Source organism: Parvimonas sp. M20 (genome assembly GCF_035282425.1).
GTDB lineage: Bacteria > Bacillota > Clostridia > Tissierellales > Peptoniphilaceae > Parvimonas.
Genome location: NZ_JAYKBQ010000001.1, coordinates 23,384 through 47,120, shown reverse-complemented (window position 1 = coordinate 47,120; position 23,737 = coordinate 23,384). Strand labels below are relative to the sequence as shown.

At 30.4% G+C, this 23,737-nt stretch carries 23 protein-coding genes and 1 CRISPR repeat array; all 23 genes read right to left on the bottom strand.

Annotation, left to right across the window (positions count from 1 at the left end; genetic code table 11):
- Positions 1-14: 14 nt before the first annotated feature.
- Complete coding sequence (locus tag VJI93_RS00225; RefSeq protein ID WP_323998463.1) at positions 15-2,186, bottom strand: C40 family peptidase; 2,172 nt, start codon at positions 2,184-2,186, stop codon at positions 15-17.
- 4 nt (positions 2,187-2,190) lie between these two features.
- A complete protein-coding gene (locus tag VJI93_RS00220) occupies positions 2,191-4,620 on the bottom strand; it encodes a VirB4-like conjugal transfer ATPase, CD1110 family (RefSeq protein ID WP_323998462.1) in 2,430 nt (809 codons plus the stop codon).
- Positions 4,532-4,921: a PrgI family protein gene (locus tag VJI93_RS00215; protein ID WP_004634413.1), complete on the bottom strand. Its 390-nt coding sequence runs from the start codon at positions 4,919-4,921 to the stop codon at positions 4,532-4,534. Before VJI93_RS00215 ends, VJI93_RS00220 begins: the two co-directional genes overlap by 89 nt.
- Positions 4,922-4,924: 3 nt before the next feature.
- Positions 4,925-5,194, bottom strand: a complete 270-nt coding sequence (locus VJI93_RS00210) for a hypothetical protein (RefSeq protein ID WP_021674562.1) — start codon at positions 5,192-5,194, stop codon at positions 4,925-4,927.
- A gap of 10 nt (positions 5,195-5,204) precedes the next feature.
- Complete coding sequence (locus VJI93_RS00205) at positions 5,205-6,068, bottom strand: VirB6/TrbL-like conjugal transfer protein, CD1112 family (RefSeq protein WP_004634419.1); 864 nt, start codon at positions 6,066-6,068, stop codon at positions 5,205-5,207.
- A gap of 10 nt (positions 6,069-6,078) precedes the next feature.
- Complete coding sequence (locus VJI93_RS00200) at positions 6,079-6,294, bottom strand: Maff2 family mobile element protein (protein WP_004634421.1); 216 nt, start codon at positions 6,292-6,294, stop codon at positions 6,079-6,081.
- A gap of 1 nt (position 6,295) precedes the next feature.
- Entirely contained in the window at positions 6,296-6,607 is a 312-nt protein-coding gene (locus VJI93_RS00195; RefSeq protein WP_323998461.1) for a single-stranded DNA-binding protein, read from the bottom strand.
- Positions 6,608-6,778: 171 nt separating this feature from the next.
- Complete coding sequence (locus VJI93_RS00190; protein ID WP_006268878.1) at positions 6,779-7,216, bottom strand: hypothetical protein; 438 nt, start codon at positions 7,214-7,216, stop codon at positions 6,779-6,781.
- 63 nt (positions 7,217-7,279) lie between these two features.
- Positions 7,280-9,061: a VirD4-like conjugal transfer protein, CD1115 family gene (locus VJI93_RS00185; RefSeq protein WP_323998460.1), complete on the bottom strand. Its 1,782-nt coding sequence runs from the start codon at positions 9,059-9,061 to the stop codon at positions 7,280-7,282.
- Entirely contained in the window at positions 9,051-9,785 is a 735-nt protein-coding gene (locus tag VJI93_RS00180) for a phage antirepressor KilAC domain-containing protein (protein WP_323998459.1), read from the bottom strand. The genes VJI93_RS00185 and VJI93_RS00180 overlap by 11 nt, the downstream gene beginning before the upstream one ends.
- On the bottom strand, positions 9,782-10,267 hold the full coding sequence (locus VJI93_RS00175; protein ID WP_269755493.1) for a PcfB family protein: 486 nt from the start codon (positions 10,265-10,267) through the stop codon (positions 9,782-9,784). The genes VJI93_RS00180 and VJI93_RS00175 overlap by 4 nt, the downstream gene beginning before the upstream one ends.
- A 2-nt stretch (positions 10,268-10,269) precedes the next feature.
- Positions 10,270-11,298 carry a DUF6017 domain-containing protein gene (locus VJI93_RS00170; protein ID WP_323998458.1) on the bottom strand — a complete coding sequence of 343 codons (1,029 nt, stop codon included), beginning with the start codon at positions 11,296-11,298 and terminating at the stop codon, positions 10,270-10,272.
- A gap of 89 nt (positions 11,299-11,387) precedes the next feature.
- A complete protein-coding gene (locus tag VJI93_RS00165; RefSeq protein ID WP_009526176.1) occupies positions 11,388-11,672 on the bottom strand; it encodes a CD1845 family protein in 285 nt (94 codons plus the stop codon).
- 165 nt (positions 11,673-11,837) lie between these two features.
- A CRISPR array of direct repeats spans positions 11,838-13,527; the repeat unit is 30 nt; unit sequence ATTTACATTACAGTATGTTTCTATTTAAAC.
- Between the two features lie 227 nt (positions 13,528-13,754).
- Entirely contained in the window at positions 13,755-14,063 is a 309-nt protein-coding gene (locus tag VJI93_RS00160) for a hypothetical protein (protein WP_323998457.1), read from the bottom strand.
- Positions 14,064-14,104: 41 nt separating this feature from the next.
- The gene (locus tag VJI93_RS00155; RefSeq protein ID WP_323998456.1) at positions 14,105-14,641 is read right to left on the bottom strand and encodes a hypothetical protein; all 537 of its coding nucleotides are present in this window, start codon (positions 14,639-14,641) and stop codon (positions 14,105-14,107) included.
- 3 nt (positions 14,642-14,644) lie between these two features.
- Complete coding sequence (locus tag VJI93_RS00150; protein ID WP_323998455.1) at positions 14,645-15,877, bottom strand: coiled-coil domain-containing protein; 1,233 nt, start codon at positions 15,875-15,877, stop codon at positions 14,645-14,647.
- 20 nt (positions 15,878-15,897) lie between these two features.
- Positions 15,898-16,590 (bottom strand): RAMP superfamily CRISPR-associated protein, encoded by a 693-nt coding sequence (locus VJI93_RS00145; RefSeq protein ID WP_323998454.1) that lies wholly within the window; start codon positions 16,588-16,590, stop codon positions 15,898-15,900.
- A 79-nt stretch (positions 16,591-16,669) separates the two neighbouring features.
- Complete coding sequence (locus VJI93_RS00140) at positions 16,670-18,607, bottom strand: Cas10/Cmr2 second palm domain-containing protein (protein ID WP_323998453.1); 1,938 nt, start codon at positions 18,605-18,607, stop codon at positions 16,670-16,672.
- Positions 18,608-18,610: 3 nt separating this feature from the next.
- Positions 18,611-19,513, bottom strand: coding sequence for a DUF6602 domain-containing protein (locus VJI93_RS00135; RefSeq protein ID WP_323998452.1), 903 nt, complete (start codon positions 19,511-19,513; stop codon positions 18,611-18,613).
- Positions 19,514-19,576: 63 nt separating this feature from the next.
- Positions 19,577-19,855: a CRISPR-associated endonuclease Cas2 gene (gene cas2 / locus VJI93_RS00130; RefSeq protein ID WP_009448575.1), complete on the bottom strand. Its 279-nt coding sequence runs from the start codon at positions 19,853-19,855 to the stop codon at positions 19,577-19,579.
- A gap of 2 nt (positions 19,856-19,857) precedes the next feature.
- A complete protein-coding gene (cas1b, locus tag VJI93_RS00125; protein ID WP_323998449.1) occupies positions 19,858-20,850 on the bottom strand; it encodes a type I-B CRISPR-associated endonuclease Cas1b in 993 nt (330 codons plus the stop codon).
- Between the two features lie 9 nt (positions 20,851-20,859).
- A complete protein-coding gene (cas4, locus tag VJI93_RS00120) occupies positions 20,860-21,354 on the bottom strand; it encodes a CRISPR-associated protein Cas4 (RefSeq protein WP_323998447.1) in 495 nt (164 codons plus the stop codon).
- Between the two features lie 8 nt (positions 21,355-21,362).
- On the bottom strand, positions 21,363-23,729 hold the full coding sequence (gene cas3, locus VJI93_RS00115; RefSeq protein ID WP_323998446.1) for a CRISPR-associated helicase Cas3': 2,367 nt from the start codon (positions 23,727-23,729) through the stop codon (positions 21,363-21,365).
- Between the last annotated feature and the right edge of the window lie 8 nt (positions 23,730-23,737).

The following is a 23,737-nucleotide window of genomic DNA, read 5'->3' as shown; positions in this document are numbered from 1 at the left end:
CGTCCTTTCATCGTTTAACGAACTCTACCGAATCCATAGAAATGTTCTCTCCAGTAAGGTGTATTGATACTGACAAAGCGAATCGGATCTCCTGCGTGTATCATCATTCCGTTCCCTGCGTAAATGCCGACGTGAGATATTGGACTTCCACTGTTATAGGTGTTTTTAAAAAAGATTATATCTCCCGCCTTTGCTTCCGATGGTGATACGGGATTGCAGTAAGTTTTGTAAATTCCCCAAGCGGTCGTTCGTGGCATATTTTTTACTCCCGAATGGGTAAAGCTCCAACACACAAAGGACGAACAGTCGAAGTTATTCGGCCCGTTCGCCCCAAATACATATCTCTTTCCGATATGCTTTTCCGCTTCGTTAAACAATGCCTTCACCGTTACATCATCAAAGGCAATTCCCGGATTTGAAAAGTCGGGATTCTCTACAATCTCCGATAAATTTCCGTTTCCGCTTCCAAAGACAGTTTCCATATTTCCTTTAGATGCAAGCAGTGCTTCATAGTGAAGAACATTATCGAGATACTCTGCAAAGATTTCTCTTACAACACTGTCCATTTCTCTTTTCTTCAGCGTTACTATGAGCTTCTTATACTCATAGGCTTCTTCATGGCTTTCGGTATGCTCATTGCCATCTTCATCGGTATATGTTTCCGTAACTGTCCTGTATCTGATTTCAATTTTTTCCCGATAAGATAAATCATACATCTTTGTAAAAAGGTCATTGATGATGCTTTGAACTTCCTTTGAATCCTTAATTTCTCCACATCTTGAAGTGATGTAGGATAAAAGTTCATGGGTATTGTGTCCGATTTCTCCCTCTTTTTCTATGATGTATTCATCATAGCCGGGATAATTTCCCTCTACGGAATCTATCTCCTCCTGTAGTCCTTCCTCCAATCCCGAAAACTGCTGATTGATTTCACTTAGCACAGTTTGGTTGGAAAGATAGGTTGTGGTTAATACTCCGCTTGTAGAGTTCATCATTCCAGTCATAGATGTGCCTGCAAAGTTGGTAAAGAAAGTCAGTAAAATAATAAGACCTATGACAATCATCATAAGTCCCTTTGCTTTTCGTACGATCATTTCCTTTGAACTCTTTAAGGTGTTAATAACTCCTTCCTTAATCCTGTCCCTAAGCCTTGATTTATTCTGCTTTCTTATAGTATCTTTCATTTGCTTACGCTTTTGAAATCTCTTAAAGGTATCAGCTTTCTTGTACTCATCCGTTTTCTTTAATTCCTCTTTGGCTTCCCGAAACTCCAGCTTTGATTTACGCTTTCGTATCTTGTAATCTTTTTTGCTGAGATCATAGCTTTTCTTAGCCTTTTTCTTATTGGCATAATTTTTTATCCCATGAAGTAATTTTGAATTGCCGTCTGCAATCTTTTCTCCGGTTTCCACACCCTGATTTTCATCACTGCCATGGGAAAGATAATCCCTTACCGTTTCACTTCCTTTTGCAAGTCCTGATAGAGCAGACACCTTTGCTACCTTATTTTTCAGTGCCTTTTTTTGCTCTTTGGAAAGGCTGTTCTTCTTTTCTTTGTCATAGACAGTTTCTTTACCGGTATTTTTGCTTTCAGCCTTATCTTTAGCATTTTCTTCTTTTGAAGTATTATCCTTACTTCTTGTATAGAGCTTATCTGAATAGTTTTTCTTCTTATACTTTTCCTTTTGAGCCTTATGTTTTTTGGAAGATTTTCCTGTTATATCTTCCTTTATATGAAGATTATCTTCCACATCATAAGCTGATTCAAAATAGTCGCTGTCCCTAAAGTCATTGTCATACCTGTCGATGATACCGTCATTATCAAGGTCTTTGCCTAAAGGATCGTAGACTTGTCCATCCTTCACATCTGTATAATAGCTTGATTTTATACCAGCATTTCCTTTGTCGTCATATCTTTGGTTGGAATTTGCTTTAACAGATTTTCTATACCTTGCATTTTTCTTGGAACTTCCCTGTGTAAGCTCATTCTCAGAATTTCTTTTGCTTATCTTTTCGTGTATCTTATCCTGAAATCTGTCTTTGTCATGGATAATCTTCCCTCTGTAATCATCCCCATGCTTTAACTTGCTGCTTTCATCAATATCAGTATTATCTTTCCCTAAAAGTCTTGCTTCTTCTTTTATCTTCTGCCTCTCGGCAAAGTCTTTTTTCATCTTTTTACTCATAAGCCTACCTCACTTCTTCGGGTTTTGTCGTCATTTTCTTATATAAAATGGTGTCTTTCGGAAATTTGTCAATAAACGGAACTATTGTATTTCCAAAGAATAACAGTCCCTCGCCCTCATTGGAGTTGGTAACATATTTAAGCTGAGGTTTTGAGATTTTAAGCTTTCTTGCAAGTATTTCTCTATCGCCGGACGCTTGATTAAGCATTAGTACAAACTCCGTATTGTCAAAGATATTTTCTATTTCCTTACTCATCAGAAGGTCTTTGACATTTTGCGTAATGCCTGTCGGAATACCTCCCCATTTACGAAATCTTTTCCATATTTCAACGGAATATGACGCAGTCTGTTCGTCTTTTAAAAGCAGGTGGAACTCGTCTATATAGTATCTTGTTGCCTTATTTCCTCTGTTTAAAGATACCTTATTCCACACCTGATCTTGTATCACAAGCATGCCTATTTTCTTTAACTGACTTCCAAGCTCTTTGATGTCAAAACAAAGGAGTTTCTTATTCAAATCCACATTTGACTGATGGTTAAATACATTAAGAGAGCCTGTTACATAAATCTCCATCTCAGTTGCCAGTTTCTTACCGACTTTTTCTTCCTGATTTTTAAGCATATCGTATAAATCCTGAAGTATCGGCATATTTTCTTTTATAGGGTTGTCAAAATACTTCTCATAAATCTTAGGCAAACACCTGTCTATTACCGACTTTTCTTCCGCTGTAAGTCCGCTACCGCCAACTACAAGTTCAAGCATACTCATTATGAAGTTTGCCTTGTCTTTAAGCGGTGCGTCCCCATCTCCATAGTTCATATTTATATCAAGGGGATTGAGGTAGTCCTTTGACTTACTGCTTACTTTAATGACTTCTCCGTCAAACTGTCTTACAAGGTTTCCGTACTCTCCTTCGGGATCGCAGATAATGACATCATCATCCGTTACAATAATAGCATTTGCCATTTCTCTTTTTGCTGAGAATGACTTACCGCTACCCGGTGTACCAAGTATCAAACCGTTCGGATTTTTGAGCCTTTTCCTGTCTGCCATAATCAGGTTATGACTGAGGGCATTTAATCCGTAATACAAACTGTTGCTTGAGTTGATAAAAAGTTCTTCCGTTGTAAAGGGCATAAAGACTGCCGTAGATGAGGAAGTAAGTCCTCTGTTAATCTCAAGCTTATTTACTCCAAGAGGAAGTACACTTACAAGTCCCTGTTCCTGTGTGTGGTCAAGCCTTTTTATCTTACAGTTATGCTTATTGGCAATGGAGCTTATCTGTGCAATAGAGTTTTCAAGTTTTTGTATTGTCCTTGCAAAATTCATAAAGACAATGGTTACAACAAACATACGCTCATCTCTTGTCTGCAAGTCTTTTAACAGGCTTTTTACATCTTCCCCATAGGTGATTAAGTCTGACGGTAAGATGTCCATATCATAACCCGATCTTACCGCCTTTTTATTTTCCTCAATTCGCATCTTATCAATATCGGTATTTTTCCTTTTTACCATCTTAATGGCTTCGCTCTGTTCTATCGCCCTGATATGAAACGAGATATTGATGTTATCATCAATGTCTAAAAACTCTGAAAGCATACGGTCTGAAAGCTCACTTGCAAGGATTTGAAAATGGCTTGTTGCTCCGATGAATTTACCGAACTTAAAATATCTGCTTGGTGTAAAGTTAAACTCATCAGGTGTAATATATGTCTTTGTACTTTCTTTTCTTTGCAAGTCATTATATGAAAAGTAAAATGTCTTACTTGGATTTAATATATCGTGAAGAATCTTTAACCTTTCTTCGCCGGTAAGGCTTTCCGCCCTTACTCCCATATTTTTAAGATTGGATAAGATGTCTATCTCCAGTCTTTCAAGTTTTGAGATTGCCTGCTCCATATTGTCCGCCTCTACTGTAAATGTTACATACTTTGATTTTTTCAGTCCGTTATTTCCCTTTACTATCTGGCTTTTTAGCATTTCTCTAAACTCTAATCGTATATCGTCAAAGCCGTCCTTTTTATCCGGTATTTGTATTGCCGACTGCATTTCTTCATTTCTTCCAAGCTGATTAATATATGAAAGCTCGATACTTACACTCGGATCAAAGGAGTTTAGAAAGTTTGCAAACTGGTTAAAAATCAAGTCCCTATCTTCATCTAAGGCAAGCTGGTAGTTAATGTCCTCAAAGACGATACTTTTATTAAAGTACCTTTCATCTGTTTGGCATATACCGCTTTTTAACATTCTAAGATAGGGAATGGTATCTTCTACGGTATGGCGTTTCGGCTCTTTCTTTAAGATAAGACTTAAAAATCCGCTTCTCTCTTTTTTCATCTTTGTTTTATCTTGCTTTAAGTCCTGTTTCCCCCTTTTTAGTGCCTTTTTGTTTCTTTCTAACTTTATCTGCTGAATTTTTCTTTTGCTGTTCAAGGTAAACCTCCTTTCTCACACGCTTCATAGGCTGATAAAACTTGTGTAAATAGATATGCTTAAAATACTTTTCAAAGGGCAGTCCGTCTTTTTCAAAAAGAGTTGCGAAAAATATAGGAAGCGTTGATACAATAAGAAGTATGACCGCTATATCATTTGGTACAAATTTCCTTGTAAAGATATATACGGGGATTCCTATCAGTCCTGCAACGCTGAATCCTATGAGCTGTCTTTTGGTAAGATTAAAAGCAACTTTTGTTTTAACTTTATTTAAATCTTTTGGAATGGGTACATACGCCATAAGCTACCTCCCATCTTCCTTTATTCTCAAAAGTTCCTCTATATGTCCATATACGCTTGAAACTTCGTCCCTTACTTCTTCGATTTCTCTTTCCATCTCATTATTTTTCTCACTTTGAAACATCAAAATGGAATTGCTGTCCCTTTTGACAGTATCAATCTTTTTCTCCAGTCTGCTTAGTTTTCTTCCACTCAGTGCAGTAAAAGCTACTGCAAATCCTGCAAGTAAAACTTCCACAGCTAAAAAGAGTCTTTCTTTATTTTCTGTTTTCATCTTTTCCTCCTTAATGCGAGTTCATCACGCTTTTTGCAAGCGTTCCGCTCTTTAACATCATCAGTCCCAGTAATACTGCATATCCGAGTACCATAAATATGCTCGTGTGTATGTCCGTAAAGTTTATCGTTTTAACCAATACTGCATAAATTCCAAGACAAACCATTAGAATCAATCCCTGAAGCCCTAAAGCAAACAGTCCTTTGATGTAGTTTGTTCCTATCTGCCCCCATTCTTTGTTTCCCATCGTCGCAAAAGGAATGGCTGAAACAGATGAGTACACATAGATTTCAAACATTCTTCCATAAACTACAAGCATAATCACGATGGATATTGCCTGTATTGCAACTTTTACAAGTGAGATTTCAAACAGAATCATTAAAAGCTCACCCAGTCCTTTATCCTTTAGGGCATCCACCATCTGAACAATCTGATCTCCGGAAACGGTGGCAGAGGTGTTGATTACCCCCGCCGCCTTGTTTACCATACTTTGTGCAACATCAAAAACCGCCATTGAAAACTCAAAGGCATGAGATACTAACCATACAGCAATCCACATCTTGATGATGTATTTGAAAAACTCAAAGGTGTCCGTATCGTGCATATTGTTCTTTTGCATGACCATATTGATAAGCTCGATACAAAGGACTGCCGTTATTATTAGCCCTGCTATGGGAATAATAACGGAGTCATTAATATTTTTAATAAAGCTGAATACTTCTCCGTTCCACCCCATAGGTGTCTTTCCTACATCTGCTGCAACGCTGTTTACCTGATTGTTTATGTCAAGAAACATGGATTCTAAGTTTGCCTTGATACCTCCGAGCAGAAGTTCTCTGAAAAATTCTTCTATCTTATCGAAAATACCAAACATAGATTTCTCCTTACTTCAAAAGATTTGCAAGTAACGGAATAAGCTTTAAGCCGATAAGGACAATACCTCCCCCAGCCATAAGCTGCTTTATACCCTGTGATTTTGCTCCGGGATTATCTGAACCATATCCTTCCATCAGGTTGATAACTCCCCACGCTCCAAGTCCTGCCCCTACTGCTGTTACCAAGATTTTTAATACATTTACCGCCTGTGTAAAAAATTCCATTTTATTCTTCCTCCTTATTTTCTTTCTTCTCAATTTTGTTGTATGACTTTACTACAAAGTTTTTGTAAGTCTTACCGTCTTTTTCACGCTCTTTGAAATATCCAAAGATATGAATGAGATCGCCTTTTTCAAATCCTTTTGCCACTTCCGTTTTCTCTCCATAAGCTGCACAGTTGATATATTCCTTGCCTTTCCCGTATTTTTTTACAAGAGTAAAGTTTGCAACTTCTACTGTTTCCTCATCTTTTTCAAAACTTGAAAAAGTAGGCTCTACAACCAAGTTGGCATTGATGTTAATCATTTCCTGCTTCATTTGTCTTTATCTCCTTTTTCTTTTCAATAAAAAAACGACTGAAAGTTTTATTTTCCAATCGCTTCACAACCTCGATATTAAATTTTTCCTGCCTGTTAAGTGGGATTTCTTATCCTTATCATCTTTCCTCCTGCTTTTTACATGAAAAAAGCAGCAAATCTATTTTTAGACTTACTGCTTATCATCACTGTTATTTACTTGTTTTTCTTCTTTTATCTTTTCTATCTTCTTCGTGTCTACAAAGTGAGTAGCATACCATTTTTCAATATCTTCAGAACCACTTTTGCTAAACCGTAGTTTAATAACCGGCTTTTTCCCTTGCCCGTTCTTTTTCTTAACCGCCCATTTCTTATATACACAAAACGACGGCTTTAGATTTCCTTTCTTTGCATATACCCTCATTTCATGCAGTATTGTAGACAATTTTTTAAGATTGACCTTGCATACTTTTTCCAAATACAAAACTTTTCCATTTCTCCAAAGTTCATAGTCGGTCTTTGAAAGTATTTCCAAATCCATAAGCACATCTACTGCTGTTGCATATCCTTTTCTTTTTAATTGGTGATACATAGATGAATGAACTTTTCCTATCAGTTCTTTATCGTTCAATAAGGTTTCCTCCTTGTGTATTTCTCTTTGATTATTATACCAAATGCAAATAATATCTAACAGCTATAACTTCATAATAACCGTATTCTTATTTAGTTTAGCCTTGCCCCTTCTTTTCATATAGCTTTCTATATCAAACAGGTTCTTTTTATCATAATCCTCAAGTAGCTTATAGTTCTTGTGCTTTGTAATATCAAATTTATCCGATAGGAAAGGGCGAACACCACGAAGTTGAAAGATACATTTACTGCCGTCCATTACTGTTATTTCATCTTGGCTCATCAGTTCCTTACCGGTCTTTTGGTAATTCAGTCCAAAACTCTTTTGATTGCTCCTTGTTTCAGAAGTGTTATATAGGTCTATGGTTTCTTTACCAAGTGTTTCAGATAGCTCTTTAAGTGTTGTTTTCTCTTTGCCACCTAAGAATAGGGTACTATCACAGTTACCTACAATCGTGTCGGCGTTATCCTTGTAGATTGCCTTTAACTGAGATTGTGCCTGTAAAATGATACTTGCGGATATTTCTCTGGAACGAATGGTTGCAATGAGCTTTTCAAACTTTGGAATTAAGCCGATATTTGCAAACTCATCCAAAAGACACCTTACATGAACAGGTAATCTTCCGCCGTAAACATCATCCGCCTTATCACAGAGCAGATTAAATAATTGCGAGTACATAATGGACACTACAAAGTTAAAAGTATCATCGGTATCGGAGATAATAACAAAGAGGGCAGTCTTTCTATCACCAAGAGTATCCAGTTCCAATTCATCTTCTTGCATCAAGTCCCTAAGTTCCTGAATGTCAAATGGAGCAAGCCTTGCACCGCAAGAAATTAAAATAGATTTCGCTGTTTTTCCGGCTGCCAATTTGTACTTCTTATATTGCTTGACTGCAAAATGTGTAGGCTCTTTCTTCTCAAGTGCTTCAAAGAGTCTGTCAATGGGATTCATATAGGTTTCATCATCTTCCCTTACTTCCGAAGCGTCTATCATATCAAGGAGAGTTGCAAAGTTCTTTTCTTCTCTTGGTGCTTCATAGAAGATATATCCTATAAGGGCTGTATAGTAGAGTTTCTCGGTTTTTACCCAAAAATCCTCACCTGCCTTTTCTCCCTCACCTTTGGTATTTGCAATGATAGTCTGAACAAGTTTTAATATATCTTTCTCAGAACGAATATAGGCAAATGGATTGTATTTCATGCTCTTTTTGAAGTTGATGGTATTTAAAATTTTTATCTCATATCCGTTATCTTCAAGCATTTTGCCACACTCAAGGACTATCGTTCCTTTCGGATCGGTTACGCAATATGACGAGTGCATTTGCATAAGGTTCGGTTTGACATAAAACCTCGTCTTACCACTTCCACTACCTCCTATGACAAGTACATTTTTATTTCTTGCATACTTTGGATTAGCAGGTCTGCCATTCATTGTCAGTCGTTCTGTTTGTGTTAGCAAGATGTTGTTTTGAAACTTCTCGTCCATATATGGCTCGATGTCTTTTTTATTTCCCCATCTTGCAGAGCCGTACTCTTTTCCTTGTCTAAACTTCTTGGCGTTTTTACCTTTGGTATAGACAATAAATTTAATTAAGGCTGCTACTCCAACTCCTACCAGTATATCAATAAGATGTATGCTTGGGATAAAACTCATCGTATTAAGCTCAAGTATTCCTTGAAATATCCTGTCTATCACATCTCCTCCAACATAGCTTCTTACATGATTTGAAAAGATGTTTCCTAAATAGAAAAATGCAAGATATGGAATATTCTGCTTTAGAAACTTTACCTTATCCTGCACCTTAAATACGTCTTTAATGTCTTTTAATATTTTATCTATCACGAGTCTTTTCACCTCCAATCAAGAGTAAAAGAAAGTGTCTTCCTTTAGGTGTTACAAAGGTTTGAATGCCCACTGCATCATTATCGTTTCTACACCATTCCTTTACTTCAAAATATCCCTTATTGTTCTTAGCATAGGGTAGAAGTCTATTTTTCTTATCCCGATAAATAAGTTCCTTCTCTATGAGGAATTGAATAAATACCTTTTGTGGAATATGAAGCTCTTTTGCTGTATTTCTGAAATTAGTAAGCAGATGGTTATTCACCAGTTCATCAAAATACTTAGCTTTCGGCTCTAAATCCTCTATGATTTTTTCTTTTTCAGCAATCAGGTTGTTGGCAAGGAGTACCGCATTTGCCAATATTTCTTTATTGCTCATATTTTCTTGATTTTTGATATATCTGCCATTCTTACGAATACTCGGCAATACCTCTGTGGTTACCCATCTCTTAAATTCTTTTGCTTGTGGTAATTTAGAAGATAGGATCAGAGAATATAAGCCGGACTCATTGATGATTGATGTTTTTTGCATTCTTCCGATGGCGTCCTGAAACGGGACTTCATCTCTGTCCTCTGCATCTACATGATCTAATACCGCTTTTCTTCCTCTTGCATATCCCAACTTCTCTGCAACTTCTTTTCCGATAAAGAAAAACTCACCGTCTTTTTCCATTACAGTGAGTTTCCCAAATTCCATATTTTCAAATGTTATCAAGCTGCTCATAGGCTCTGCTCCTTTTGCTTATTCTTAACTTTGTCCTTAGAAACAGTATTTTTTGCCATCTCCTTAAACTTCTCAATATTTTTGTGAATGGACTCTTTCCTCTCAGCCTTTCTTTCTGATGTTGCAAGAGCATTTTTAAAGGCTTTCTCCATCATTTTCATATCTTTGGCTTGGAAAAATACAGAGTATTTGCCTGTTTCCTTATCTTTCATCACTGAAAACTTAACACCATATTTGTTAAGCTCTTTTTTCAGTTCCTTAAGCTCCGCTTCTTCTACCGGTATTTCTTCAAGCTGTCCTTTTTTCGCCATATCTTTGAGCTTGACTTCATTTCCGTTTACTTTAACGAGTTTTTCAAGTCCTCCCAGTTTCTCTGCTTCTTTTATCAGTTTTTTCAACAGATTTAAAAGAAGTTTTCCTGTTACTTTGGCAGCCTTAATCTCAAGGCTTAGTGTCTTTCTTGCAATTTCTTCGTTAATCACATTCAATATCCTCCTCTCATATCATAGCTTACAAGGGCAGAGTAATGTGCATCTATCCCACTTGGTGCATTATATGCTGCTGTTAGGACAAATGCTCTGATATTCCTAATCTTGTATTCATTTTCCTTAATAACATCTGACAAATACTCCAAATGCTCTGATTTAAGTTTTCTAAATCTTTCTTTTACTATATGTGCAGGAAGCTTCGTTTGATTGATTGTAACAAACTCTCTATCATCAAGTATCATAATATCTGCCAGTATCTTTAATATCTCATCAAAGTCTTTAACTATAAATTTATTGCCCAACTCAAGATGTTCATAATAGCCTGTCTGTGTTCTTAACTCATCTAAGCAGTTCTGATATATATTTTTGTTTTCTATTTCCGCCTCTCCGTCCATCCTTTTTCTTGGTTCTGAATACTCGGCATCTATGACGGAATGATGGGTGGAATTATATGATGAAATATCTATAGTAATCTTTGATGAATTATTTGTAGTAATCTCTGGTAATGGTTGGGGCATATTGCCATTTTGCAATGGTGGATTTTGCTCTGTTGCATTGGTGCAATCTGCACTTGTGCATTGGTGGATTTTGCACTTTTCCATTGGTGCATTTTGCCCTAATGCATTGGGCATAGCTTTTTCTAAGGCTTGTAATTCTTCTTTTTTCTTTTTGTTCTCAATTTCAGCATAAAGTTCCTCCAGCTTTTCGGTATTTATGGTGTACCATTTTGTCTTATCTCTTGGATCTTTATTGTAGTTTCCTACGAGTAGAAAACCTGCCTTTTCCAACTTCGCAAAGGTTCTTTTTACAGTATCGAAACTCATATAGTCAAAATCTTTTTCCTGCCATGCTCTTATTGAGTTATATGTCCAATATCTTCCGTCATAGAAGTTATTGCCGGATTTCTTATTTATTTCTATCCAATAGTTTATTTGCTGTAAGATAAGAGCTTCATTTAAACCTATCTCCCTTGCCAATGTCTTATTTGCAACGATAGGTTGTTCATCAAATAAATACATACTCATCTAAAAGCTCTCCTTTCCATGATATTTTTCCACTAAAAAAGACGATAGTTTTTATCTATCGCCCTTGGTAACCATTTTTATGAAATTTTTTATATCGATTTTATGGCTTCATTGATTCCTTGTATAAAAGCTATAATTACAGCTCCTATCATCGGTATTCCGTAAGGACTTAACAAAAATCCAATGATAAGTGCTTCTATTGCTGCTCTTGTGTTGTGTAGCATAAAGAACGAGCCTATGGCAACAAATACACACATCAGCATTAGCAAATACAATATCGCTGTTCCTATACTAAGCAAGAATGTTAGAAATGCGGTCAAAATGCTTAACAGCAGGCTGATTGGGAACAAGATTATTTTTATTATCCATCTCATTGATTCACCACCGCCTTTGCTAATGGAATAACTGACACAATGGCTTGAAATATTTTTCTACATATCATAAAAGCCTCCTTTTCGATATTTTGTTTGATTTTAAAAATAGGGATACAGTGCTGAAAGCTCCTATTTATCAAGCTTTTTCCTCTGTATCCCTATTATATCTCAAGCCCAGTATGTTTCTATTTAAACCTTTGTATATAAAAGGTTATTTACGCCGTTTTTATATTTACATTACAGTATATTTCTATTTAAACTTAGTATAGTAATGCAACCAATGATTAATTTCATTAAATTCATTTACATTACAGTATGTTTCTATTTAAACTGGGGAGAAAAGAAAGAAGATCATACACAACCATTATTTACATTACAGTATGTTTCTATTTAAACGATAGACTTGATAAAACATTTGATTCTGTTAAACATTTACATTACAGTATGTTTCTATTTAAACTAAGAAATCTGAGAGCATTTTCAGAAGATAAAGATTTACATTACAGTATGTTTCTATTTAAACATATTTATCTATTTCATTAGCTGTTAAAAATTTTAAATTTACATTACAGTATGTTTCTATTTAAACAAAAAGTAGGTATTTTATCATTATACATTATAAAATTTACATTACAGTATGTTTCTATTTAAACTTAATATTTCTTATATTAAGTATTTTTTGATTGTTATTTACATTACAGTATGTTTCTATTTAAACTTATTGCATTTGTTATAATTATGTTTGCTATAATATTTACATTACAGTATGTTTCTATTTAAACTCAACAAAGCAAAATCGACTGATAAAGATTGAAAATATTTACATTACAGTATGTTTCTATTTAAACCTAACAACGATAAAAAGTTACAACAAGATTTATCTAATATTTACATTACAGTATGTTTCTATTTAAACTATAATTTATGAGATTTATCCCACAGCACTGTATTGATTTACATTACAGTATGTTTCTATTTAAACCTATAACAGCTCTATAGCAAGTAACTCTTTTACAATATTTACATTACAGTATGTTTCTATTTAAACTGAAAATTTAGAAGAAATAAATTATATTCAAAATCTAATTTACATTACAGTATGTTTCTATTTAAACTAACGGCAATAAGTTTGAAGTTGAAGAAGAACAAAATTCATTTACATTACAGTATGTTTCTATTTAAACTCTTTTATAGACTTTATTTGAATTTGTAAATTGCTTATTTACATTACAGTATGTTTCTATTTAAACTTCAAGCACTCTATCGCTATCTTTGACCCCGTCAGTTGTATTTACATTACAGTATGTTTCTATTTAAACTTATGCAAAATTGAGAGGTAGAATAAGAGAAAAATAATTTACATTACAGTATGTTTCTATTTAAACAATCATTAATGTAAAGATGATTTACAAATAAAATTCAAATTTACATTACAGTATGTTTCTATTTAAACGAATATCAACTTAAGCAAAAAAGCAAAAAAACTCCCAATTATTTACATTACAGTATGTTTCTATTTAAACAACGGCATTGATATAGGACAAAACAGACTTTTTAAGATTTACATTACAGTATGTTTCTATTTAAACTAAACAAACTTGGGATGGTTTAATAAGTATCTTAAAAAATTTACATTACAGTATGTTTCTATTTAAACGAAAATTTGGAAGAAATAAATTATATTCAAAATCGAATTTACATTACAGTATGTTTCTATTTAAACAATAATTCCTCTAATTTCTTCTAAATTTTTTATAATTTACATTACAGTATGTTTCTATTTAAACGATATAGACCACTATATAAGTATTAGTAATAGGTCTGAATTTACATTACAGTATGTTTCTATTTAAACAGGTAGTTCTATACATATTGAAAATACTACTATTAATAAGTCAATTCTGTCTACCTACAAAATTTTTTTGAAATTTTCCACTAAATTTTTTAACTGAAACAGAATTACTTGAAAATTTAACATTTTTTTAATCTGTCGAACCTCCAGTAAATTTCACATACTGAAGGTTGACAAATCATCTTTTTTAATAATTTTACTATCTTTAGTTTAATATATTGAAATTCAAGTTATTCAATTATACTTAATTCAATCAATCCGTATGGTAGCATTGTTTTTTCATCAATATAAAATCCATTTTGCAAATTAAGATTTTGATTAAGCTCAGATAGACTACCTAAAATTCCCTTATAACCACCTAAAAACACTATATTTTTATTATTTTGTATTTGTTGTAGTAGTTTTTGAATATTATCTTTAATCTTTTTCAATTTTTCTAAATAATTTTCATTATCTTTACTTTTTTCTACCTGATTTTCTAATTTTCTATTCTTTATCCAAGACTCAATATTTGTTATCCTTCTTTCTATTTCTTCCATATAATTATTTAATTTATTTTTAGTACTTTCAAAACTATCTTCTAATTTGTTTTTGAATTCTGCAGATACATCACATCTAAATAAGACTTCAGTTTCAAATTTTTTCCACTTCCAATCATCTCTATAGCTAAACTAGGAAAAAAGGTTTCAAATTTTGGAGCTTTATAAACAGTCTTTTGATTTTTCCCTTTATTTTTCTTCTTGTCATTTTGATATAAGTATTGAAATTTATATAAATTTTTTAATTCTATATCTTCCTTACTTATCTTAATATCTTGAAATAAAATTTTAGTTCTAAAGCTATTATCATCTTCGTTTTTTGTACCAGATAACAATGCTCCTTTTAAAGAAGATGCTGGAATATAATACTCTTGTGCATATAAAAATTCATTCTCAGGTAATAAATTTCTCTCTTCATAACTATAAAAAGGGTAAATAATATTTATATTATTAATATTTACTATGTTTGAATTTTTTATATTTTCATTAATATTTTTATAGTCAACACCCTTGTACAATGCTTTTTCCATTCTAGGAGATAAAATCAAGGATGAAATAGTTGTAATTTTAAGTTTCACTATTTACACCTCCAATTTAATAAGATAAGAGTTACCAAAAATAATTGCATTTTTCTTATATAAAGGATTATATTTACTATTATCTATACTTTTCCCAACTTTATATAATTCTGTTTTATCTTCTTTTACTTTGATAACACTCCCTGCAGTTACAAAACTAATTACTTTAGATATTTCATTTTCTATTTCAAAAGGCTTTCTGTCAGATGTATATATATCTAAAACTGAATTATTCTCATCAATATTATCAAAATTTGGTAATAAAACTCCAATATTAAGATAATTTGCATTTGTAGATGATATCTCCTCATCTTCTTCGCTTATAATTTCAATATTATGAATACTGTACTCATTATAACCCGAGCTTCCTTTCCCTCCTAAAAAACATGGAATTTCAGATTTATCACCTATTGTCTTCTGTTCAGAAATACTATTTTTCATATATTTCAAAATATTTGAAATACAAGTTCCTTCCATTACCTTAACAAAGAAACTAAATTCTTTTACAAAATTATCTTCTTTATCTACAAAAGAAAGAATAGGTAAAGAATATGCAACATTTGGTAATCCTGGAAGTTCTTTAATTTGATTTTCTAAACGAAATTTTTGAATGAAAGTTTGATTTTTCTTTATATAATTAAAATTTTTCATCTTTTTTACATTAATTATTTCTTTACTTTCTGAAAGTATCAAAAAATCATTCAATTGACATCTCTCAATAAAATCCATATTTTTAATAGATTCATAGATATTTTTAGCAGATAAATTATTTATATTTTCAGATAAACTATTATATTTATTTTTTATTTTATCTAATTCTAATTTTAAATTATTTATTTCATCATTTAATTTTTTCTTCTCTTCTTTATTTAATTCGATACTCTCATTTTTTTTTATATTATTTTTGCTTATTAATTCTTTAACTATCGATTTGCTTTCAATATTTAATTCATTTTGTTCTTTTTCATATTCTTTAATTTTTTCCTGATTTTCAGCTAACTTAAATTCTAAGTTTTGAAGAATAAACGCTTTAGGTGTAGGATAATACCCAGTAGGCATTAAATTTGAAATCATACATTTTTCTTTCTTTTCCTTAACCCCTTTTACAAATATGCTAATCTCATCTTCAGTGCAACATTTCTTAGAACTGTTAATTAAAAAACCAAAAAGTCTTTGAGAATCAGGTATAGTTGTCATTTCTCCTATTTTTTTCAATTTAACTTCATATGTTATCATTTCATTCACCCTTTTTTATTCTAATCAATTATTTCTACTTTTATTTGTCCATATCCTCTTGACTTTGAGTTGCCAATTCTATACAATCCACAATTAAATTCTTTCAATACTTTTTCAAGCTCACCTTTTATTAATCCTTCTTTTGAAGAATCTTCTGTTTCCATAGAAAATGGATTATAGAATCTAATAATTCCTTCAAACTCAACACCGGGTTTTATAACTTTATAGGTTCTTGGATTACTAAATATATTTCCGTCTTTTTCTTCCAAACTATTTTTTGTATCTATTAAAAAATAATCTTCTTTTCTATTCTTACGTTTTGATACCCTAAAATCAGAGCAAAATAATCTAGGCATACCATTAACTCCTTCAATTCCAAAAATATATTCTGATTTGAAATTTTCGTTTTTATACTTTAAATTTGATATTATTTTATTAATTTTTTCAGTCTTATTTATATCTTCATTCTCATATTTCTCTAAAGTTTCTTTAATAACAGATTTCATATATCCAGTAGTATTTACCATTTTATCTTGATATTTTTCTCTAATTAAATTACGTAAAGCTCCTTTAAAAGCTGAACCATGAATAATTGGGTTCCCTTTTTCATCTATAGTTGTTGACTGGTCAACTCCTCCTACGGAAAAACTTTCCGTTTGGTTTCCAATTAAGCAACAAGAAACTGTAGTTATTTTTATTTTAATTTCAAACATAATTTAACCCTCCTGTATTTTTTCTATAAAATATTATACTCTATTTTTTGTTTATATATTATTTTCTATATAAAATGTTTTAAATCCGTTTATTGTTGTGGTTTTTCTTAGAATTTTTTTCTATCGTTTTTAAGATAATTCTTTGTTCATTGTATTTAAAAAGTAGAATAAGCTTATCCAACCATCGTATATCTTTTTTATCTTCAAATTTTTTTCTAAATTTTTCCTCGTCAAAATTCATAGTATGAACGCTATTTTCTTGTTCTGCTTCTTTTTGATTAAAACTGTTATTATAGTTTATAAACATTGTTAGGACTTGTTCTTTTTTCCCCAGTTCCATTAATCTTTTTGCTCTATAAAATATTGCTGGCTCAAAATGCACTGATACATATAGTTGTTTTAATCCTTTTTCTGTATTTTTCGGGATTCTATTTATAAACAGTTTTTCTATATCATTTTCATTTAGCTTGCTTAATAAAAAGTTTATCGGTTTATGAAACATAACTGAACGTATTCTTCTCTTTTGATCAGTTTTAGAAGTTTCTTCAGATGAAATGATATATTGATTTGTATAAGTTTCTAAACAATAATTATCTTTTAAAAATAACAATACTAATTTTAACTTTGGAATTAGAATATTAGCAATTTTTCCACATTCAAAATATCTTTCAAAAGCTCCTTTTTTATCTTCAAGCAAATGGGATAACCAATAATATTTGAAATATAATTCCTTATTTTCTCCTATGTTATTGATTTCTCCAACTCTAAGATTTGGCATTAAGAAATACAAAGCATACAACATTTTCTTTTCTTCATCTTCTTCTATTTCCAAATTTATTAGAAAATTATGCAATGCTGTCCTTGAAAATATTTTTTCATCCATCATCTTTTTAAGTTCTCCAAGTTCACTACGAAAGCGGAAAAATGAATCATTTTCTTTGAATCCTAGACCTTCTTTATAAATGAAAAACAGATTGTTTGCCATACATATTCCGACAATAGAGTCAAATGATTTTTTAGTTTTCATACTTTTCTTTGCTTTAGATAACTCATTTTCCACTATTTGCCTATAATATCTTATCGGCTGATGGTTATTAACAAAAGCAACTCCAATCGCTATTGATAATTCTATGTTATTCGAATTGCTTTGCTTTATTTTTAACTCTTCATTAATTTCTTTAATCAAAGTACTTAATATTATTATAGAATCAAATAAAGCATCAATCCTTACTGCATAAAAGATATCATCTCCTGCAACATAAAATGGAACCATTTTTTTAATTAATTTATCACTATTATCATTATATTCTTCAATCATTTTTCTAATATTATTTAAGGAAATTTTTTCTGATAACAGCTTACTTAATTGTAAATACTCATCATAATTATCAATTGTCTCCATTATTTTTCCGAGATTATTAATATCTGCTTTTACAATTGCAATCTTCCCATTACTACTGTCTGTTTCATGATTTTCGTCCATTACAACTAAATCATCCATATTAGTTAAAAATATATTTTCTTTATCATTTTTAGTTTCAATTAACTCTTTCTGATTTTTTATTTCTAATTCTGTAAACCTAAATAATACTTCTCTATTATCTTTTATAACTTGTGATTTAGTATTATTACTTTTAAGTAACTTTTCCGCTTCTCTTAAAATATTTAGTCTATCCATTTTATCAACAGAAAAAACTATATAATTCAAAAAAATATTTCCCTGATAATTTTCATAAACCTTTTGATATAAGTCTTTTAACTTAATTTTAATATCTTCCTTTGATAATTCACAACAAAAAACTACTTTTCCTGAAATCCAAAGAATCTTATTACCATCTCCGTATTCTGTATCTTTAAGATTAAATTTAGTTTCAATTTCCTTCAAAATATTGGTTGCAACGTTATTAGATGCAGAAATAATATTTTTAAGAGTTTTTTCATCTGCTTGAGTTTTATCAATCGCCTGAAAAATATATCTCTGAACTTTTTCAACAGTTATTGCTATAATAGTATGCATAAACTATTTCTCCTTTATATCTTTATTAAACATATCAACATAAGCCTTATGTGGAAAAAACATAGGATTATTTATCATCATTAACATTTGATTGAATTGAAAAATAAATGAAAGCAATGTATATTTTTCTTTTCCTTTGTATATAGTATAATCTATTATTTTTCTATTTTTTAGTGTTTCAAATTTATTATTCTTATCTCCTTTTTCATCTTCCAATCCTTTCTTATCAGCCTGATTATAATTTTTTAATACTTCTAACAAATTTTCATCACTAAAATTTATTTTTAAATTACCATTATATTCAGAATTATTTTGATTTTGTTCTTCACTTGATTTACTTTTTTGATATGCCTCAATAATAATGTCGAAACTATCCCTACCACAAGTATCATCGTTAGATGTCTCCTCTGTAGGTATATGACATAATATCTTAATAGGATTTGTTGCTGTCTGAATAGATGCATCTTTGTTTTCTCTCCCAATATTAATATATGTAGCTAATCTAACTATTGAATCATTTGAAGTTTGTAAATTATTAATAGAGTCTGTCCAATTTAATAAGTCGTCCTTATCTAATGATCTACTTTTACATTGAACAACCGCTGCAACTGCTTCAATTGGTATAAATTTTATCAACCCATAATTAAATATATAAGGTGTATATTGTTCGTCATATATTGCTATATCTACTTCTTTTGAAATATTTTCATTTGAGTCTATTATAAATACTGAGCGTTCAATATTAAATTTTTTAGGTACTATCCTCCTAAAAAAATCTGCCCAAATTTCTTCACGATATGTCCCAGCTGTTAATTGTTGATTAGTAACGTTATAATTCAACTGAGTTACCAATTCTTTTTCCATTTTTAAATAATTTTCTTTAATATCTTTAATGAAATCACACATACAATAACCTCCTCTAATACAAAATTTTAAAATATATATCGACTAAAAGCTATAATAGACATTTTAAATAAAATTATCTGTAGCTCCGTTGTCTATGCCTAGGATTTCTTTTTCGAGCCATTTTTCGTCTCTACTGTTAAATATTATTAGTGAATCTCTATCTTTTCTTATTATTTTGGCTAATGATTTTTTTAAGGTAAATAGTTGGGATTTGGTTAATTCTCCTTCGAATACCGAATTTTGTACATGAGAGAGATATTTTTTACAAGTTTTGAATGTATCTCTCCACACTTTTGCACCTTTTTCATCAAGCACTATATCATAAACTAATATTATATACATTTCTACCACCAAAGTTTAAAGCTTTCATATTCTTTTTCATTCATTAGATGTTTTACAAGTTTATATGCCTCTAATCTAATTAAATATTTGTAACTTACACTTTTTCCTAAAGTTTTATGCTTTATAGTTTTATTTAATCTATCTTCATATTCTTTTAAAACTATCTGAGAACCTTGTTTTGTAAATTGAAGATAATTTAATCCTTCTATAAAGTGCTTTTCTGTAATTTGTTTTTTATTTAAGAGTGAAAAAATCATTCTATCCCCTATAAGAGGTTTAAATATTTCTGCTATATCAAGTGCAAGTGAAAATCTTCTATCTCCTGGAGAATGTAAATAACTTACAGTAGGGTTTAATTGAGTTATGTATATTTGTGAAAGTACAGTTGTATAAATTAATGTATTTACAAATGAAATTAAAGTATTTATTAAATTGTCCGGCGGACGCTTTACTCTTTTTTCAAAGTTTATTTCTTTATCAATAATTGTATTCCACGAATCATAGTAAACTTTATGAATATTTCCTTCTATCCCCATAAGTTCAGAAATATTGGTTTGTAAATCAATATGTCTTTTTAGATTTGAAATAATTCCAATAAATTCTTTTACATTTTTTCCTCTTTCGTTATAGTACCTTAAGTTTCTTAAAATTCCCTCTGTTGCTCCTCTAACAAATTCTTTTGCTAAAATAAGTCTTTTATCTTCATCAGAAAAGTATTCTACCTGTTTTACGAGCAATTTACCTGAAATATTTTGTTCTTTCGGATAAAAACTTCCTGTATAAAAATTATAATAGTTAAAAAAATGTACAGATATTCCGTATTTTGAAAGTATATTTATCAAACTCGTATTGAACCCCATTTCAGTCATAACATAAATATCGGAAACAGTTTCTATTGGGATATCTTTTTTATTTCCGTTGTTTGTACAAATCTGTAAAGTATTATCTTTTCTTTTTAAATCTGATTCAGAATATATAAAATAGCTTTTTTTCATAACTCCTCCCTATATTAGACATATATCGCAATATGCACAATTTTTACATAATTTTATCTTTTTAAATTCAGGGGGCTTTTCATTTTCAACCAAAGTTCTTATTTCTTCCAGAATTTTTGGAATCTTTTCAAAATCTTCCAATTCCAATTTAATTTTCTTACTCTTTCTTAGAAGAGGATAGTCCAAAACTCCCGTAATGTCTTTAACTCCTTCATTATGTAAAATCCAAAGATAATATTTTATCTGTTCAATAGAGGCTTCCTCCATTACTTTACTCTTCTTTACTTCATGAATTACATTTTCATCTTTTATATAATCTATATTTATAATATTTTTTACATTAATATGCTTTTCTTCTCCACTATAAAACTCTTCATCAATGGATTTTCCTATCGAAACATCTTCATTTGTATGCTCCATTGTAATCCCATTATAAAAGTACCAAAGTTTCCTTTTGCAAACAAAATTGTAATAAATCATTATTCCCGTAATTTCTCTATCCATAAAATCACCTATATAAAACTGTCGTATTCATATTCATAGTCTTTTTTATCGACATCAATTATTTTTTCAAATCCTGTACTGTCTAACAACTTTCCTTCTTCAGAAGTCAATCTGATAAATCCTTTTTCATCATATTTACAATATACTTTGTATAAGTTTATATTTTTTGATATTTCAATTTTCTCTTTTAAATATTTAGTATCATATAAACCGACAGATACAGTATATTTCATGAGTTCATCTAACTTTTTGGTAAATTTTAACTTTAATTCTATTATTTCATCTTCGGATTTGCTACAAAGTAACTTGCTCTTTATATCTTTAAGTTCATTTAATATTGAATTTATCTCATTTTCATTTAAAAGTCCTCTTTCAATATCTACCGGAAAAACATTAAATGATATAATATCTCTAAATGTCTGTTTAGTTTCAGTTTCTATTCCCAAATCTCTTAATGATAGATTAATATAATTATATCTGTCCTTATATTCTTCCAAAAATGCAGACTCCTTTATTTTTTCGAAAGTAAAAAATTCTTTTATTAAATTCTGTTTGTCCTTTTCAGTTAAAATTCCATCACCTTTTTGTTTAATTGCCTCTTTACTTAAATCATAAATTTCTTTATAAATAAATCCTTTTTTTGAATCTTTGTTTTCTTTTATTAAATTTTTATTTATTTCTGTAAAAACATAGCAGTTGTAATCATTAACTTCTTTTTTCCCTTTCCTGTTAACTCTACCAAGCCTTTGAAATAAACCATTTAAATCTGAAAGTTCGGTAAATAAGAAATCAAAATCTATATCTAAACTGGCCTCTACTATTTGCGTTGAAATCCAAATTTCATTTCCTATATTTTCAGTTTTTCCAACTTCTATTATCTTATTTTCTTTTTCATTTCTTTCTTTTTTTATAAATTTACTGTGTAAAATATTTACATTTTCTAATCCCTTTTGTTTTAATTCTGCAAAAACTTCTTGAGATTTTTTTATTGTATTACAAACAACTAAATATTTTTTGTTTTTTGAATTGTTTTTTACATAATGATTATAGATATATTCCGAATTAAGTTCTTCTTCTAATATTTTTACATTATGTCTTTTCATATCATTTGTAAATTCTTTAGTAATAAATTTATATTTTTGCTCCTGTTCGTTCAAATAATCTAAATTTTCCGTAAGCAACAAGTCTTTTATGAAAGGTGGAAAAGTTGCTGTAAATATGGAAACTTTCCCACCTATTTCAATTATATCCTGTATCCCACGAATAAGAGTTGCAAGAAGCTCAGGACTATATGCCTGTATTTCATCTATAACAACTTTTGAATAACTCATCATAGCATTTTTAAATTCAAATCCTTTACTTCTAAAAACAAAATCAAAAATCTGATCAGGTGTTGTTATATTTAAAGGAATAGAAAACTTTTTACTATTTTCGTAATAGGATAAAATTTTATCATTATCTTCACCATCAAAATTCTCAAGATACATACTCAAAGTATCGCTATGCAATAATGCGACCTTTTCTTCGATTTCTTCACCATTACAAATATTATTTATAATCCTGTTATAAATAGAATTTATAGCTGTTTTTAAAGGCAACACAAAAAAGCCTTTGGTATCACCAATCCAATGTAATCCCGCTTCGGTCTTTCCCATTCCGGTCTGTGCAATTACTATTAAATTTTCTTTTTTATTTTCCTTACAAAAATTTTGTAATTCATTCCAATTAGCTTTGTCATCTTCTTTTTTCCAAGTATTTAATAAATTATCCAATCCATTTTCCAAAAAATTAGGATAAAATTCAGCAGGAATATGAGCACTTGCAGAATAATCACATTTATTAAGTAATCCTAAAATTTTTATAAAGTCCATTTGATTTTCTTCATATAAATCTTCAATAATTTCTAAGTTGTTATCTAATTTTTCTTTTTGATTTTTATCTAAATCTGGATAAATATTTAAAAGTCTCTCCAATATCAACTTTCTGTTGTCTTCACAAGTTATATATTCAAAATTATCAATATAATGATGATGATTTAAAATTGCATAAGATGCCAAACTATTCTCATTAAGAAAACTATTAGAAAAATCATTTAATTCAATATACATCATATAATATGACAATATATTATGAGGAACCTCTTTAAACTTATCAAATTTAGTATTATTTTTAAGCCTTTCAGTAAATAAAAAATCTGCCTTACCTACGTCATGGTATATAATTGCTCTTTCTAAAATTTTACTATCTTCAGTATCTACATAATTCAAACTTATAAGTAATTCTAAACATTTTAATAAGTTTTCTGTATGCTTTTCAATAGTTTCATCCGGTTTTGCAAGTGACTCTGCTATAAATCTATTTTTGAAAATTTCCATTTAATCCC

Coding starts and splice junctions, on each gene's coding strand:
- VJI93_RS00140 (WP_323998453.1), bottom strand. CDS start 18,607: ATGCATACTATTATAGCAATAACTGTTGAAAAAGTTCAGAGATATATT.
- VJI93_RS00165 (WP_009526176.1), bottom strand. CDS start 11,672: ATGAGATGGATAATAAAAATAATCTTGTTCCCAATCAGCCTGCTGTTA.
- cas2 (WP_009448575.1), bottom strand. CDS start 19,855: ATGTATATAATATTAGTTTATGATATAGTGCTTGATGAAAAAGGTGCA.
- VJI93_RS00225 (WP_323998463.1), bottom strand. CDS start 2,186: ATGAGTAAAAAGATGAAAAAAGACTTTGCCGAGAGGCAGAAGATAAAA.
- VJI93_RS00135 (WP_323998452.1), bottom strand. CDS start 19,513: ATGTGTGATTTCATTAAAGATATTAAAGAAAATTATTTAAAAATGGAA.
- VJI93_RS00210 (WP_021674562.1), bottom strand. CDS start 5,194: ATGAAAACAGAAAATAAAGAAAGACTCTTTTTAGCTGTGGAAGTTTTA.
- cas3 (WP_323998446.1), bottom strand. CDS start 23,729: ATGGAAATTTTCAAAAATAGATTTATAGCAGAGTCACTTGCAAAACCG.
- VJI93_RS00145 (WP_323998454.1), bottom strand. CDS start 16,590: ATGTTTGAAATTAAAATAAAAATAACTACAGTTTCTTGTTGCTTAATT.
- VJI93_RS00160 (WP_323998457.1), bottom strand. CDS start 14,063: ATGGAAGAAATAGAAAGAAGGATAACAAATATTGAGTCTTGGATAAAG.
- cas4 (WP_323998447.1), bottom strand. CDS start 21,354: ATGGATAGAGAAATTACGGGAATAATGATTTATTACAATTTTGTTTGC.
- cas1b (WP_323998449.1), bottom strand. CDS start 20,850: ATGAAAAAAAGCTATTTTATATATTCTGAATCAGATTTAAAAAGAAAA.
- VJI93_RS00150 (WP_323998455.1), bottom strand. CDS start 15,877: ATGATAACATATGAAGTTAAATTGAAAAAAATAGGAGAAATGACAACT.
- VJI93_RS00205 (WP_004634419.1), bottom strand. CDS start 6,068: ATGTTTGGTATTTTCGATAAGATAGAAGAATTTTTCAGAGAACTTCTG.
- VJI93_RS00170 (WP_323998458.1), bottom strand. CDS start 11,298: ATGAGTATGTATTTATTTGATGAACAACCTATCGTTGCAAATAAGACA.
- VJI93_RS00200 (WP_004634421.1), bottom strand. CDS start 6,294: ATGGAATTTTTTACACAGGCGGTAAATGTATTAAAAATCTTGGTAACA.
- VJI93_RS00215 (WP_004634413.1), bottom strand. CDS start 4,921: ATGGCGTATGTACCCATTCCAAAAGATTTAAATAAAGTTAAAACAAAA.
- VJI93_RS00195 (WP_323998461.1), bottom strand. CDS start 6,607: ATGAAGCAGGAAATGATTAACATCAATGCCAACTTGGTTGTAGAGCCT.
- VJI93_RS00180 (WP_323998459.1), bottom strand. CDS start 9,785: ATGAGCAGCTTGATAACATTTGAAAATATGGAATTTGGGAAACTCACT.